Genomic DNA, 14,658 nt, shown 5'->3' with positions numbered 1-14,658 from the left:
TTTTTAGTGATGTGCGTCGATTGTTACTGCGGTGAAAGTCCACTATAGTAAAACGCATGTCTCAACTTGATGATATTGACAGGCGCATTGGCGCACGCATTCGCATCGAACGGGAAAGCCGTGGTTGGTCGCTGACCGAGTTGGCCGAACGCTCGGCCGTTTCCCGGGCTATGATCCACAAGATCGAGCGCGGCGAGAGCAGCCCGACGGCGACGCTGCTCGGTAAGCTTTCCGGTGCCTTCAGCCTGAGCATGTCGGCCTTGATGGCACGTGCGGAGATGCAGCAGGGCCGGTTTCTCCGGAAGGAAGAGCAGCCCGTCTGGGTCGATCCGCAGACGGGCTATGAGCGCCGGCACGTTTCCCCGACGTCGGACCTGCCGCTCGATCTCGTCCGCATCGAGTTGCCCGCGGGGGCGGAGGTTCCGATGCCCGCATCGGCTTATGCCTTCGTGCGGCAGCTCATCTGGGTGCTGGAGGGACAGCTGACCTTTCTCGAGGGAGATACGAAGCACTCGATGTCGCCGGGCGATTGCCTCGAGCTCGGTCCGCCGACGGATTGCGTTTTCAAGAATGAAAGCGGAGAGCCCTGTATCTATGCTGTCCTCGTGCTTCGCAACGCTTGACGACCCCCGCTAAACTTAGCGTTACCGCAAGGCATTGCGCTCGTCCGGTCGGACGATAGGCGATATGCTGCCGTCTTCCTCGATCGGAGAAGGAGATTGGCCGTGGAGATCGCAGTCATCGGAGCCGGTGCCATGGGAAGCGCCATTGGCCGGCGTTTGGTCGAAAATGGGGCGAGGGTGCTCACTTATCTCGACGGACGCTCGGCTTCGACCATCGAACGGGCGAAAGCAGCCGGCATGGAGCCGGTTGGATTGGACGCTATCGCCGCGTCGCGTCTCATTCTTTCCATCGTTCCGCCGGCGGAGGCTGTTGCCGTCGCTGAGCAGATTGCCGCTGAACTGCGCCGGATGGGCGCGAAAACGACCTTCATGGACTGCAATGCGATTTCGCCGAGGACCATGACCGAGGTTGCGGCGATTTTCGGCCGCGACTGCGGAGTGGTGCTCGACGGCTCCATCATCGGCGGTCCGCCGAAGCCCGGCCAGAAGGGGCCGAAACTCTATGTGAGCGCCGATACCGCGAACGACAGTGGCGTGTTGGTCGAATACGGACTGCAGGTTCGCCACATCGATGGGGCAATCGGCGCGGCCTCGGCATTGAAGATGTGCTATGCCGGTATCAACAAGGGCGTTACAGGCCTCGGCGCCGCCATGCTGCTTGCCGCGATCCGTTCGGGTGCCGATGCCGCCCTGAAGCGCGAACTTCAGGAAAGCCTGCCGGATCTCGATGCGAAATTCGTCAACGGCATTCCGGACATGTATCCGAAAGCCTACCGATGGGTCGCGGAGATGGAAGAGATTTCCGAGTTCCTCGGTGAGGATGATCCGGCCGCCTTGATCTTTAAGGGCATGGCCGGGCTCTATCGGAAGATGGCCAGGGACCGGGAAGAGGGAGGTCTGTCGGCCCGCCAGCTCGATAAATTGAATAGCGGTGGCTGATATAAGGCCGGGATAGGTGCGTTCCATCTGCCGCCGCCGCCTTGATGATGTAAAGTCGCCTCGCCGACTCGTATTGGCGTCGGCGAGGCAGATTGAGGGAGAGGTATGACCCAGCCGATCAAGACCATCGTCGTTGCCGTATCGCGCAACGGCATCATCGGACGCGAAGGCGACATGCCCTGGCGATTGTCATCCGATCTCAAGCGTTTCAAGGCGATGACGCTCGGCAAGCCGGTGATCATGGGACGTAAGACGTTCCAGTCGATCGGCAGGCCACTGCCGGGCCGGCCGAATGTCGTCATTACCCGCGACACCGACTTTACAGCCGAGGGGATAACGGTCGTGCACTCGCTGGATGAAGCGATCTCGATTGCATCCCGTCTGGCCAAGGAGAGCAATGTCGACGAAATCTGCATCCTCGGCGGCGGCGAAATCTATCGGCAGGCGATCGATCTCTCCGACCGGCTACTGATCACCCATGTCGAGGCGGATGTGGAAGGCGACACGTCCTTTCCGAAGATCGATCCCGGCATCTGGCAGGCAGATGGCGAGCTTGCCGTGCCGGCTGGAGAAAAGGACACTTATCCGACGCGTTTCGTTCGCTATTTCAGGCGAAAGGCATAAGAGCTGGCCCTAAAAAGCAGATATTTTCCAATGAATCCGACGAACTTCCTGAAGTCGCGTTGAAAGCAGGTGCTTCGATACCTATAACGGGAAACAATCGCTGCCACCCACGGATTTCGTCGGCTTGGCGCGATATCGGGAGTCAACAAACAAAGAGGTTTTGATGCCTTGGAGCAATCAGAATGGCGGCGGCGGTGGCCCATGGGGCGGCGGTGGCGGCGGAAATAATCAGGGACCTTGGGGACAGGGACCGAACCGGCCGCGGGGCAGCGGCAACGGAGGGCCTCCGGACCTGGAGGATATCATTCGCCGCGGTCAGGACCGATTGAAAGGGTTCGTGCCAGGTGGCTTCAATGCAGGCGTCGTTCTCATCATCATCGCAGTGATTGCCGTTTTCTGGCTGATCCAGTGCATCTATACCGTGCAGCCGGACGAGCGCGGCGTTGAACTGCGCTTCGGCAAGCCACGTGAAGAAATCTCCATGCCAGGCCTGCATTTCCATATTTGGCCGATGGATCGCATCGAATTCGTGAAGGTCACAGAGCAGCAGCGCAATATCGGCGGCCGCTCTTCGGCCGGTTCGAATGCTGGCCTGATGCTGACGGGCGATCAGAACATCGTCAACGTGCAGTTCTCGATCCTCTATACCGTGACCAACCCGCAATCCTATCTGTTCAATCTCGAGACCCCCGACGAGACTTTGCAGCAGGTTGCGGAAAGTGCGATGCGTGAGGTCGTTGGTCGCCGCCCGGCTCAGGACATCTATCGCGACAAACGTCAGGAAATCGCAACCGAGGTCAGAAGTATCATCCAGGATACGATGGATCGCTACGGCTCCGGTATCTCCATCAATGCCGTCCCGATCGAGGATGTCTCGCCGCCGCGCGAAGTGGCCGACGCATTCGAAGAAGTACAGCGTGCGGAGCAGAACGAAGACCAGCAGGTGGAAGAGGCCAATCAATACGCCAACCAGAAGCTCGGTCAGGCCCGCGGCCGCGCCGCTCAGATCCGCGAAGAAGCGGCTGCCTACAAGGATCGTATCGTGAAGGAAGCTCAGGGTGAGGCGCAGCGCTTCATCTCGATCTACGACGAATACGTCAAGGCGCCCGAGGTCACGCGCAAGCGCCTGTTCCTGGAAACCATGGAGTCCGTCATCGGCAATTCCAACAGCATCATCATCGACGACAAGCAGGGCGTCGTGCCTTATCTGCCGCTGAATGAAGTCGGCAAGCAGTCCACGACCCAGGCGGGCAAGCCCGCTGCTGCAACTCAGCCGGAGGCCAAATAATGACATCCAGCCGTTTGCCAGCCATTCTTATCGCGCTCGCGGTAGTACTGCTGCTTATCTATTCGTCGGTGTTCGTGGTCAATGCCCGTGAACAGGCGATCGTCCTGCGCTTCGGCCAGATTCGCGCCGTGAAGACGGAGCCGGGCATCTACTTCAAGCTGCCTTTTGCCTTCATGGATGCCGATCGCGTCCAGTATGTGCAGCAGCAGGAACTCCGCTTCGATCTGGACAATATCCGCGTCCAGGTCTCGGGCGGTAAGTTCTACGAAGTCGATGCATTCGTCGTCTACAAGATCATGGATGCGCGCAAGTTCCGCGAGACCGTCTCGGGCGATCGCGATGCGGCTGAATCGCGTCTTAGGACGCGCCTCGATGCTGCTCTGCGTCGCGTCTATGGTCTACGCGGCTTCGAGGCGGCGCTTTCCAACGAGCGTGCCGCGATGATGACGGACGTGCGCAACGATCTCCATCGCGATGCGGAAACGCTCGGCCTCAACATCGAGGACGTCCGCATCCGCCGCACGGACCTGTCTCAGGAAGTGTCGCAGAACACTTACGACCGCATGAAGGCCGAGCGTCTGGCGGAAGCCGAGCTGATCCGCGCACGCGGTAACGAAGAGGGCCAGCGCCGCCGGGCTGTCGCGGACCGTCAGGTCGTCGAGATCGTTGCCGATGCGCAGAAGGATTCGGAAGTGCTGCGTGGTGAAGGCGAAGCCGAACGCAACGGCATCTTCGCGGATGCCTCCAAGCGCGATCCGAACTTCTACGAGTTTTATCGCTCGATGGCTGCCTACAACAAGGCGCTTGCCTCGGGTGGCAAGACGCTTGTCCTGCCGCCGAACCAGTCGGACTTCTTCAAGTATTTTGACAGTCCTGCCGGTTCTGCGCCCAATTCGGGCGCGCCGGCACTCGCCAATCCGACCCCGCCCGCGAACTAAAGCGTTCGTGCTAGAAATGAAAGGGCTGCCTCAGGGTGGCCCTTTTCTTTATGACGGATTGCATCACTTTTAGCCTTTAAGCATTGGCGGGACGGAGGTCCGGGGATTTCGCAAAAAGGTGATTTCACGCTTCATCATTCCGCCTTATGTTGATGCTTATACAAGTTTTCCCCTATCTTGATGAGGATGCCTGATGGCTTCGACCAATCGCCTGCCTTTCAGCCGTTCGTTTGCCTTGCTCGCAAGCATTGCAGTGATCGCCGTCCCCGTTGCCGGCGTTACCGAACAGGCTTATGCGCAGACGCAGAACAGCGGTGCGGCCGCAGGTGCCCAGCCGCCAGCCACGCCGAACAATCAGACGCCGCCGACCGCATCTCCCACGATCACCACGAATCCGGCGATGAATGCCGGGCCGGCATCGGTTGCCGATCTCGCTTCCGGCCTGCTCGACGCGGTCGTCAATATTTCCACATCGCAAAAGGTCAAGGATGAGGGGAATGGGCCGGCGACCCCGAAGGTGCCGGACAATTCGCCGTACCAGGATGAATTCAAGGATTTCTTCAACAACAAGAAAGACGACGACAGCAACCGCAAGGTGAGCTCGCTCGGCTCCGGATTCGTCATCGATCCCGCCGGCTATATCGTCACCAACAATCACGTCATCGAAGGCGCCGACGATATCGAGGCGATCTTCCCGAACGGCACGAAGCTGAAGGCCAAGCTGATCGGAACGGATACGAAGACCGATCTTTCGGTTCTCAAGGTCGAGCCCAAGCATCCGCTGACGTCAGTCAAGTTCGGCGATTCCTCGAAGATGCGAATCGGCGACTGGGTGATGGCGATCGGCAATCCATTCGGCCTTGGCGGCTCGGTGACCATCGGCATCGTCTCGGCGCGGGGCCGCAACATCAACGCCGGCCCCTACGACAACTTCATCCAGACCGATGCGGCGATCAACAAGGGCAATTCCGGCGGTCCGCTCTTCAACATGAAGGGCGAGGTGATCGGCATCAATACGGCGATCATCTCCCCGAGCGGCGGCTCGATCGGTATCGGCTTTGCAGTGCCGTCCGAACTCGCGGAAGGCGTCGTCAATCAGCTCCGAGACTTCGGCGAGACGCGTCGCGGCTGGCTCGGCGTGCGCATTCAGCCGGTCACGGACGATGTTGCCAATAGCCTCGGCCTATCCGAAGCCAAGGGGGCGCTCGTGGCTGGTGTCATCAAGGGCGGCCCTGTCGATAACGGCTCGATCAAGGCGGGCGATGTCATCCTCAAATTTGACGGCAAGGATGTGGAAGAGATGCGCGACTTGCCGCGCGTCGTTGCCGAAAGCACTGTCGGCAAGGAAGTCGATGTCGTTATCTATCGCGATGGCAAGCAGCAAACCGTCAAGGTGACGCTCGGCCGGCTGGAGGATAGCGACCAGGCCGCAGCCGCAAGCGCCGACAAGAACAAGAAGCCGCAGCTCGCGCCCGACGATAGGGGCAATAGCGATGGTGTCATCAATCCCGACCATGGGGATGAGGGTGACGACGACGGCATGGATGGGCAGGATCAGGGAGGCGATCCGCAGCAATCGCCGCAGGCCCAGCCGCCGGTCCAGGCAACCTCGAGCATTCTCGGAATGAAGCTCTCGACGCTGACCGCCGAAAACCGCAAGAGCTTCGGCATTGCCGACAGTGTCGATGGCGTCGTGATCACCGAAGTGGCACCAGGCTCGGCGGCGGCGGAAAAGGGGCTGAAGCCCGGCGATGTCGTCGTTGAGGTTGCGCAGGAATTCGTCCAGACTCCGAGTGCTGCCTCGGAGAAGGTGGCTTCGCTGAAGCGGGAAGGCCGCCGCAATGCGCAGATGATGATCGCGTCTCCGAACGGTGATTTGCGTTTCATCGCCGTCGCGCTTGAGTAGAATTCAGCTCCCGGCTTGCTTCGTCTGTTGCGCGCGCCACTCGGCTTCCGTCAGACGATAGAGAACATGGCGCTTTAGATGAGCATGAGTGTCGGGAACGTTAGGGTGATCGAAGTCGCCGCCCTCGACTCGATGCATACCGATCCGCGCCATTACGGCGGTCGATCTGACATTGTTGTGCACGGCGAAGGAAACGATTTGATTGAGGCCGAGCTTTCCGAAGCCATAGGCTAGCAACGCCCGCGCCGCCTCGCTGACCAGTCCCTTGCCCCATTGTCGTGCTACGAGCCGCCAGCCGATCTCGATCGTGCCAGCCGGGACAAATGGCTCCAGATGATCCGTGCGCATCAGCCCGCAATAGCCTATTGCCTCACCGCTTTCCTTAAGTTCCAGCACATAGAGGCCGAGCCCGGTTTCCGCGATCATGGACTGGACGCGAGCGAAGAAGGCGTCCGCTTCTGCGCGATTGCGGCGAAACGGAAAGAACTCCATGACGGCCTCGTCGGAATTGATCTCGTAGGCCAGATCGCGATCCGTCTCGCACCAATTGCGGATGATGAGGCGTTCGGTTTCGGTGATGATCATCTGCGGCCCCTGACTTCAGCGATTTGGACTGCTCTATGGTTTGACGAAGTCCGTCTTGCGGTAGCCCTGGATATAGAGCAGGGCAGTCAGGTCACCGTGGTCGATGCGCATTCTGGCCTGTGCCGAAACGGTGGGCTTGGCATGGAGCGCGACGCCGGAACCGGCAAGCTGCAGCATGCCAAGGTCGTTGGCGCCGTCGCCGACAGCCAGCGCGTCATCAACAGGAATGCCGAGCCTCTCGGCGATTTCATTCAGCGCATCCACCTTGGCCTGCTTGCCGAGGATGGGTTCCTCGACGAGGCCCGTCAGGATGCCATTTTCTTCCAGCAGGACATTTGCCCGGTTCTCGTCGAAGCCGAGCGTGGCGCCGATGCGGCTGGTGAAGACAGTGAAGCCACCGGAAACGAGGGCGGCGTAATAGCCCTTCGCTTTCATGGTGGCGATGAGCTCGGGGCCGCCCGGCGTGAGCGTGATGCGCTTGGCAATGACCTCATCGACCACGGAAAGCGGCAATCCTTTGAGGAGAGCGACGCGCTCGCGCAGGGCTGGCTCGAAAGCGATCTCACCATTCATGGCGCGCGCCGTGATATCGGCAACCTTCTCCTTGAGGCCGACTTCGGCGGCAAGCTCGTCGATGCATTCCTGGCCGATCATCGTGGAATCCATATCGGCGATCAGCAATTTCTTGCGACGGGTTTCGGCTTCCTGGATCACCAGATCGATCGGCGCGCTGCCGATCGCCGCCAGGATATTGGCTTCCGCTGCCTCGATATCGGTGTCATCGCGCAGCGCGATATCGCAGGCAATGCCGTCGGCAAGCCAATAGAGCCCGGACGCTTTGACAGCATCAGCCGCCTGTTCTGCGATGGCCGGAACGAGAACGGGGTTTGACGGATTGGCAATAAGCGTGGCAACGAAGGCCATGAGCAGAAACCCTGTGAGCAATATCGACGCGATCCTGATAACCGGGCCGACCGCCAGCGGCAAGTCCGCACTGGCCGTAGAATTGGCCCGTTCGCATAATGGCGTCGTCATCAATGCCGACAGCATGCAGATCTATGACACCCTGCGCGTGCTGACCGCGCGGCCGGATGAAGCAGATATGGAAGGCATTCCGCACTATCTTTATGGCCACGTCCCGGCGAGCCAAGCCTATTCGACCGGCGTCTGGCTGCGCGAGGCAGGCGCCTTGGTCGAACGCTTGCGCGGCGAGGGCAGAATGCCTGTCTTTGTCGGGGGGACGGGTCTTTATTTCAAGGCGCTGACGGGCGGGCTTTCCGATATGCCGGAGATTCCGTCCGATATCCGCGATCGGCTCCGCGGCCGGCTGCTGGCAGAAGGGGCGGAAACTCTGCATCGTGAGCTTGCGGAGCGCGACGCCGCTGTCGCGAAAACGCTGAACCCGCAGGACGGGCAGCGTATCGTTCGCGCCCTGGAAGTGATTGAAGCGACGGGCCGGTCCATCGCCGCTTTTCAGGGTAAGAACGGACCAATGATCATTAATCCCGACCGTGCGCGAAAGATCGTGGTTCTGCCTGAGCGCGCACTCCTGCATGAACGCATCAACAGACGTTTCGAGAAAATGCTGGCGATGGGAGCGGAAGACGAGGTGCGGGCTCTGCTGGCACTGGATCTTCCGCCGGAAATGCCGGTCATGAAGGCGATCGGGGTCGCGCAGATCGCTGCGATGCTGAAGGGGGAGATGACGCGTGCCGAGGTCATCGAAACCGGATCCGCGGCGACGCGGCAATATGCCAAACGGCAGATGACCTGGTTCCGCAATCAGATGGACGAGAGTTGGGAGCGCTTGAGCCCGTAGTCCGGTATCAGTCCTTGTCGTAAAGACTGCTGAGCGGCTTTCTCAGAATACTGTCCCGTAAGGACAAGCCGGGTTCGCGCCGCAGGGATGGAGCGGGCTCTCTCGGCGGTACCGAGCGCGTGCCTCCTTCGTCGCTGCGGAATTCGCGGCGCAATTCCGCAAGCTTGCTGTCGATCGACGTTTGTGAAGCCGCTGCCGGTTGCGGTGCGGCGGTACGAGGCAGCATGTCTGGACGATAGGGTTCGATCGGTTGCTGGCTCGATTCCACTTGGGGTCGGATTGGTTGCTCGACTGGCACTTCGTCGAAATCATCCTTGATATCCGTCACGGGCATAGCATTGTAGCTCTGCTGCAGAGGACTGACATCGGGACCTGTAATCGAGCGCATGCGGCCGACAATTGTACGCAAATCGACCGTATCCGGCGAGTCCTCGCTGGTTTTCGCGACGCTGCCGCTCGCTTTCGGCAGCAAATGTCGATCGACCTGGGAAAAGCGCATGCGCATCGGCACTGCGATAGCCTCGCCAAAGGCGATAGCTTCGCCGTTGCCGATCGATGACAGGAAGCTGGTTGTCGATATCGAGGAGTTCGGGATGGCTGAGCGGATGATTTCCTGGTCGCGATCATTGGCAAGGCGCATGGCAAACAGCGTCGAGCACTGCGAGAGGATCGTCTGATCCAGTTCGCCCGGCCGCTGCGTGATGATGCCGAGCGATACGCCGTATTTGCGTCCCTCCTTGGCAATGCGGGCGATCGCCTGGCGCGTGGGGAAGAAGCCAAGGTTCGGATCGGCGGGAATGTAGCGGTGCGCTTCCTCGCAGACGACGAGCATATGGATTGCGCCGTCGCTCCAGAGCGCCAGTTCGAAGGCCATGCGGCAAAGTACTGACGCGACAGAATTGATGACTTCCGAGGGGATGCCGGCGAGCTGGAACGTGCAGATCGGCTTGCCGTCGCCGGGAATGCGGAAGATCTTGGCAATGGTCTCCATGATCGTATCGGTGATCGTATTGTTGGAGAACATGAAATGATAGCGGGGATCGTTGATCGCCGAGATGATGCGCATCTTCAGTGAGCGCAGGTGCGGCTTTTCCTGACGGCCCTCAAGGCGGCCGATACGCTCGTCGATCAGCGCCAGCAGATCGGCCATGCGATAGGGGACGGGTGTGTCCGCTGTCACCGAAGACTTTTCCGTCTGGCGGCGCATCAGGGCTGAATCGCTGCCTCGGAAGGCACGGCGCGCTTCGGGAATGAGATCGCGCAGAGCATCGAGTTCCTCAGGCACCGCCGGCCGGCCACGGAAGATGACTTCGCTAAATTCGTCGAGACGCATCAGCCAGAAGGGCAGATCGAGCGTATCAGTGTCGATGACGACGGCGTGCCTGGGGAAGGCGGCCGCGAATTCATTGTGCGGATCGAGGATCAGCACGCGCAATTTCGGATCGGCTGTGATTGCCTTGTGCAACAGCAGCGATACGGCGGTGGATTTGCCGACACCGGTCGATCCTACGACCGCGAAATGTTTCGCCAGCATCGTGGGAATGTGGATGGCGGCGTCTATGCTTTCGTCTTGCGTCAGCTTGCCGATGACACAGCTGCTGCCCTTGCCGGCATCGAAGATGCGCATGAGATCGGCGGCACGGATGCGATGTGCGATGGCCCCGAGATAGGGATAGGCCGATATGCCGCTCGAAAACTCCTCGCGGCCATCCGGGCCGACACGGACTTCGCCGAGCAGTTCTACCTCGATGCGGAAGAGATTGTCCTGCCCTTCGCCCCAGCCGACGCTTTGTGTATTCATCGAATAGACGAGCGCTGCGACGCGGTTCTTCCCGACGCTGATGGAAATCAGCCGGCCCACGGACCAGAGTTCGGTCAGGTCCGTGCCGCCGGCCTCGGCCACAGCGGCGATCGTCGCTCTGGAACCGTTGCACGCGACGACGCGACCGAGAAAGCGATTTCCCGGTTTCAACTTGTCGCGGCGATCAAGATCTCCCGCGCTGCCTGATGTCTGCAGATCGTTATTCAGCAAACAGTTACCCCAATTTTAGATGTCGGAGCATAGAGATGTGGGCTTAACAAAACCCTGTCTGCCTTCCGCTCTTTTTATAGGGTTATGATGCAGTCGCGATTTTTTATTGCTTCACGCGTTGACGCTTCGAAATTTTCTGTCTATCACTTCGGCCCATGAAAAACTCGATCGTTCTTATCGTGGTGGGAAGGCGCATGGGCAGGATGGTGTAACCATCCGGCGATAGCCACCCATGCGCTAGATGACAGGCTCCCGAAGGGGCCTTTTTTTATGCCCGAAATCGAGATTTCATCTTTCCAAACCTCCAGCAGACAGCGGAACAAACGTATGACCGGCACAGATAATCAGGCGAGCGGCAATCGAATGACAGGCGCGGAGATCGTGTTGCAGGCGCTCAAGGACAACGGCGTCGAACACATCTTCGGTTATCCGGGCGGCGCTGTGCTTCCGATCTATGACGAGATCTTCCAGCAGGACGACATCAAGCACATTCTCGTCCGCCACGAGCAGGGCGCCGGCCATGCGGCCGAAGGCTATGCCCGCTCCACCGGGAAAGTCGGCGTCATGCTGGTCACCTCCGGTCCCGGTGCGACCAATGCGGTCACGCCGCTGCAGGACGCCTTGATGGATTCGATTCCGCTCGTCTGCCTCAGTGGTCAGGTTCCGACCACGCTGATCGGCTCCGATGCGTTCCAGGAATGCGATACGGTCGGGATCACGCGTCCCTGCACCAAGCACAACTGGCTGGTCAAGGATGTCAACGAACTGGCCGCCGTCATCCACGAAGCCTTCCGCATCGCGCAGTCAGGCCGTCCCGGTCCTGTCGTCGTCGACATTCCGAAGGACATCCAGTTTGCGACCGGCACCTATACGCCGCCGGAAGCCCATGATGTCCAGAAGAGCTATCAGCCGAAGATCCAGGGCGATCTCAACAAGATTCACCAGGCGATCGAGCTGATGAAGAATGCCCGTCGTCCGGTCATCTATTCCGGCGGCGGCGTCGTCAACTCCGGTCCAGAAGCTTCCAAGCTGCTGCGCGAGCTGGTCGAGCTGACAAATTTCCCGATCACGTCGACGCTGATGGGCCTCGGCGCCTACCCGGCATCGGGCAAGAGCTGGCTCGGCATGCTCGGCATGCACGGTTCCTACGAAGCCAACATGGCGATGCATGATTGCGACGTCATGGTTTGCATCGGCGCGCGCTTCGACGATCGCATTACCGGCCGCCTGAATGCCTTCTCGCCGAATTCGAAGAAGATCCATATCGATATCGATCCGTCCTCGATCAACAAGAACGTACACGTCGATATCGGCATTCTCGGTGATGTCGGCAATGTTCTGGAAGACATGGTTCGCCTGTGGCGCGCCCTGCCGCAAAAGCCTGCGGCGGACCGCCTCAGCGACTGGTGGGCCGATGTTGCGCGCTGGCGTGCGCGCAACTCGTTCGCCTACAAGCCGAGTGACGACGTCATCATGCCGCAATATGCGATCCAGCGCCTTTATGAGCTGACCAAGCATCGCGATACCTACATCACGACCGAAGTCGGTCAACACCAGATGTGGGCGGCGCAGTTCTACGGCTTCGAACAGCCGAACCGCTGGATGACCTCGGGCGGTCTCGGAACCATGGGTTACGGCCTGCCGGCTGCGCTCGGCGTTCAGATCGCTCATCCGGAGAGCCTGGTTATCGACATTGCCGGCGATGCCTCGATCCAGATGTGCATTCAGGAAATGTCGGCCGCGATCCAGCACAATGCGCCGATCAAGATCTTCATCCTGAACAACCAATACATGGGCATGGTTCGCCAGTGGCAGCAGTTGCTGCACGGCAACCGCCTGTCCAATTCCTATACGGAAGCGATGCCCGATTTCGTCAAGCTGGCCGAAGCCTATGGCGCCGTCGGCCTGCGTTGCGAGAAGCCGGGTGACCTCGATGCCGCCATCCAGGAAATGATCGACGTCAACAAGCCGGTCATCTTCGATTGCCGTGTCGCCAATCTCGCCAACTGCTTCCCGATGATCCCCTCGGGCAAGGCACATAATGAGATGCTGCTGCCGGATGAGGCGACCGATGAGGCTGTCGCCAACGCGATCGACGCTAAGGGTCGCCAGCTGGTTTGATCGATAGCCGGGCGCGGCACCAAGCTGCGCCCGGCCGATCTCGCTGGCATACCGAACAAGAACCGAGGAAACGGAACAAGGATCATGAACGCACACCTTCAACCCACGGGCTCCGCCTACTTCATTTCGCCGGAAACCGCGGCGGCTGAGAGCCACACGCTTTCGGTGCTTGTCGACAACGAGCCCGGCGTTCTCGCCCGCGTCATCGGCCTTTTCTCCGGCCGAGGCTACAACATCGAAAGCCTGACCGTCTCGGAGACCGAGCATCAGGCGCATCTGTCGCGCATCACCATCGTGACTCGCGGCACGCCGCAGGTGCTGGAGCAGATCAAGGCGCAGCTCGAGCGCATCGTTCCCGTACACCGCGTCGTCGACCTGACGGTGCGCGCCCGCGAACTCGGCCAGGAGCGGCCGATCGAGCGCGAAGTGGCGCTGCTGAAGGTGACCGGAAGCGGCGAAATGCGCGCCGAAACGCTGCGGCTCGCCGACGCATTCCACGCCAAGGTGGTGGATGCGACCGTCGAGCACTTCATTCTCGAAATCACCGGCAAGTCCTCGAAGATCGACCAGTTCATCGCCATCGTCAAGCCGCTCGGCCTCATCGAAGTCTGCCGCACCGGCATCGCCGCGATGAATCGCGGCTCGCAGGGGATGTAACGACCCTCCATCATTGACCGGCTTGCGGGCGTCGCCTAGCCTTTGCGACGCTCGGGCCGATCGACGGCTTGATTTATACGGGGGTAGCAGAGGTGGCGGCCGTCGCTGGCGAGATTTTTCCCGATATCGGCGAAAAGCCATGGCATCCGCCTGCTGACATGCGGCTTGGCGCCGCCTTCTTCGTCCGCAGTGATTTTCCCTGGCTCGGACATTATTTCGGCTCGCAGAAACTGGCTTCGATCCTTTCTCCTGGAATCGGCGGCATCCTGTCCTGGGGTGGCCGCGCGCCGGCCAAGATGGCGGCCAGGATTGCGCGGTTTCGCGGATTGCGTCACTGGCATCTGGAGGACGGCTTTCTGCGGTCGATGGGGCTCGGCAAGTCCGGCGCTATTCCGCTATCCATCGTTATCGACGATCTTGGTCTGCCCGTCGATGCAAACAGCCCGTCGCGGCTTGAACGGCTGATAGAAGGTGCCGGGGAAGCGGGAGAGCTCGGCCGCGCAATTCGCGAGCAGATCGTTCTTAACAAGCTCTCGAAATATAATCATCTTCCTCATCAATCGCCTCACATCGAGCGGACGACCAAGCGGCGCATTCTGCTGGTCGATCAGGTCGTTGGCGACGTTTCTGTCGGTCGGGCGCTCGGCTCAAAAGTCTCCTTTGAGAAGATGCTCGCCGACGCGCTGGCAACCGATGCGCAATGCCTGATCCGGACCCATCCGGATGTCATGGCCGGGCTTCGCAAGGGGTATCTCACGGGTGATGCCTCGAAAGGTGATGCAATCCTAGTCGATGACGAGGTATCCGTGGCGTCCATCCTTGATGTCGTGGACGAGGTCTGGACGGTTTCCAGCCAGTTTGGCTTCGATGCGCTTCTGCGCGGCGTTCCAGTTCGCTGTTATGCCGCGCCCTTTTATGCGGGCTGGGGCGTGACCGAGGATCATTTCGGCGTTTACACCAAGGCCGCGCTTGCCGGGCGTCGAACAAAGCTAAGGACGGTCGATCAGATCGCCGCCGCCGCTTTTTCACTTTATCCGACCTATCGCGATCCGGCCGACTGGCGCGAGATCGACGTCTTCCGGGCGATCGAGTTGATCGTCGCGCAGCAGAAGGCGGCCGCCTGAAC

13 protein-coding genes are annotated in these 14,658 nt (G+C 60.2%); 10 read left to right on the top strand and 3 right to left on the bottom strand.

Translation table 11 applies throughout. The features are described 5' to 3' along the window. Nucleotides 1-56 precede the first annotated feature (56 nt). The 6 genes from AC13RE_RS03720 (at nucleotide 57) to AC13RE_RS03695 (ending at nucleotide 6,318) form a co-directional block, all read left to right on the top strand. Complete coding sequence (locus AC13RE_RS03720) at nucleotides 57-623, top strand: helix-turn-helix domain-containing protein (RefSeq protein WP_488561995.1); 567 nt, start codon at nucleotides 57-59, stop codon at nucleotides 621-623. A 102-nt stretch (nucleotides 624-725) separates the two neighbouring features. Further along, nucleotides 726-1,562 (top strand): NAD(P)-dependent oxidoreductase, encoded by an 837-nt coding sequence (locus AC13RE_RS03715; RefSeq protein WP_488561994.1) that lies wholly within the window; start codon nucleotides 726-728, stop codon nucleotides 1,560-1,562. 105 nt (nucleotides 1,563-1,667) lie between these two features. Next, on the top strand, nucleotides 1,668-2,186 hold the full coding sequence (locus AC13RE_RS03710; protein ID WP_488561993.1) for a dihydrofolate reductase: 519 nt from the start codon (nucleotides 1,668-1,670) through the stop codon (nucleotides 2,184-2,186). Between the two features lie 163 nt (nucleotides 2,187-2,349). Next, on the top strand, nucleotides 2,350-3,474 hold the full coding sequence (gene hflK / locus AC13RE_RS03705) for an FtsH protease activity modulator HflK (protein ID WP_015340291.1): 1,125 nt from the start codon (nucleotides 2,350-2,352) through the stop codon (nucleotides 3,472-3,474). After that, complete coding sequence (hflC, locus tag AC13RE_RS03700) at nucleotides 3,474-4,412, top strand: protease modulator HflC (RefSeq protein WP_132716953.1); 939 nt, start codon at nucleotides 3,474-3,476, stop codon at nucleotides 4,410-4,412. Before hflK ends, hflC begins: the two co-directional genes overlap by 1 nt. Nucleotides 4,413-4,605: 193 nt before the next feature. Then, the gene (locus AC13RE_RS03695) at nucleotides 4,606-6,318 is read left to right on the top strand and encodes a Do family serine endopeptidase (protein WP_488561992.1); all 1,713 of its coding nucleotides are present in this window, start codon (nucleotides 4,606-4,608) and stop codon (nucleotides 6,316-6,318) included. Between the two features lie 3 nt (nucleotides 6,319-6,321). On the opposite strand, the gene AC13RE_RS03690 is transcribed toward AC13RE_RS03695, so the two are convergent. Continuing rightward, complete coding sequence (locus tag AC13RE_RS03690; RefSeq protein ID WP_488561991.1) at nucleotides 6,322-6,903, bottom strand: GNAT family N-acetyltransferase; 582 nt, start codon at nucleotides 6,901-6,903, stop codon at nucleotides 6,322-6,324. Between the two features lie 33 nt (nucleotides 6,904-6,936). Further along, the gene (serB, locus tag AC13RE_RS03685) at nucleotides 6,937-7,827 is read right to left on the bottom strand and encodes a phosphoserine phosphatase SerB (protein WP_488561990.1); all 891 of its coding nucleotides are present in this window, start codon (nucleotides 7,825-7,827) and stop codon (nucleotides 6,937-6,939) included. On the opposite strand from serB, the gene miaA reads away from it, so the two are divergent. Further along, entirely contained in the window at nucleotides 7,826-8,722 is an 897-nt protein-coding gene (gene miaA, locus AC13RE_RS03680; RefSeq protein ID WP_488483136.1) for a tRNA (adenosine(37)-N6)-dimethylallyltransferase MiaA, read from the top strand. The genes serB and miaA overlap by 2 nt on opposite strands. A 7-nt stretch (nucleotides 8,723-8,729) precedes the next feature. On the opposite strand, the gene AC13RE_RS03675 is transcribed toward miaA, so the two are convergent. Further along, entirely contained in the window at nucleotides 8,730-10,754 is a 2,025-nt protein-coding gene (locus AC13RE_RS03675; RefSeq protein ID WP_488561989.1) for an ATP-binding protein, read from the bottom strand. A gap of 327 nt (nucleotides 10,755-11,081) precedes the next feature. Between AC13RE_RS03675 and AC13RE_RS03670 the strand changes: the two genes are divergently transcribed. The 3 genes from AC13RE_RS03670 (at nucleotide 11,082) to AC13RE_RS03660 (ending at nucleotide 14,656) form a co-directional block, all read left to right on the top strand. Next, the gene (locus AC13RE_RS03670) at nucleotides 11,082-12,875 is read left to right on the top strand and encodes an acetolactate synthase 3 large subunit (protein ID WP_015340284.1); all 1,794 of its coding nucleotides are present in this window, start codon (nucleotides 11,082-11,084) and stop codon (nucleotides 12,873-12,875) included. An 84-nt stretch (nucleotides 12,876-12,959) separates the two neighbouring features. Beyond that, nucleotides 12,960-13,532: an acetolactate synthase small subunit gene (gene ilvN / locus AC13RE_RS03665; RefSeq protein WP_132716946.1), complete on the top strand. Its 573-nt coding sequence runs from the start codon at nucleotides 12,960-12,962 to the stop codon at nucleotides 13,530-13,532. 92 nt (nucleotides 13,533-13,624) lie between these two features. Beyond that, nucleotides 13,625-14,656, top strand: a complete 1,032-nt coding sequence (locus tag AC13RE_RS03660) for a capsular polysaccharide export protein, LipB/KpsS family (protein ID WP_488561988.1) — start codon at nucleotides 13,625-13,627, stop codon at nucleotides 14,654-14,656. Nucleotides 14,657-14,658 lie beyond the last annotated feature (2 nt).

The organism is Martinezella sp. CNPSo 3959 (genome assembly GCF_057784355.1).
Note: the sequence above shows the minus strand (reverse complement) of the source record. Positions and strands in the feature narration are given on the sequence as shown.

Bases quoted from the DNA above. Each gene is read 5' to 3' on its own strand.
- serB (WP_488561990.1), bottom strand. From the start codon at position 7,827: ATGGCCTTCGTTGCCACGCTTATTGCCAATCCGTCAAACCCCGTTCTC.
- AC13RE_RS03690 (WP_488561991.1), bottom strand. From the start codon at position 6,903: ATGATCATCACCGAAACCGAACGCCTCATCATCCGCAATTGGTGCGAG.
- AC13RE_RS03710 (WP_488561993.1), top strand. From the start codon at position 1,668: ATGACCCAGCCGATCAAGACCATCGTCGTTGCCGTATCGCGCAACGGC.
- AC13RE_RS03720 (WP_488561995.1), top strand. From the start codon at position 57: ATGTCTCAACTTGATGATATTGACAGGCGCATTGGCGCACGCATTCGC.
- hflC (WP_132716953.1), top strand. From the start codon at position 3,474: ATGACATCCAGCCGTTTGCCAGCCATTCTTATCGCGCTCGCGGTAGTA.
- hflK (WP_015340291.1), top strand. From the start codon at position 2,350: ATGCCTTGGAGCAATCAGAATGGCGGCGGCGGTGGCCCATGGGGCGGC.
- AC13RE_RS03670 (WP_015340284.1), top strand. From the start codon at position 11,082: ATGACCGGCACAGATAATCAGGCGAGCGGCAATCGAATGACAGGCGCG.
- miaA (WP_488483136.1), top strand. From the start codon at position 7,826: ATGAGCAGAAACCCTGTGAGCAATATCGACGCGATCCTGATAACCGGG.
- ilvN (WP_132716946.1), top strand. From the start codon at position 12,960: ATGAACGCACACCTTCAACCCACGGGCTCCGCCTACTTCATTTCGCCG.
- AC13RE_RS03695 (WP_488561992.1), top strand. From the start codon at position 4,606: ATGGCTTCGACCAATCGCCTGCCTTTCAGCCGTTCGTTTGCCTTGCTC.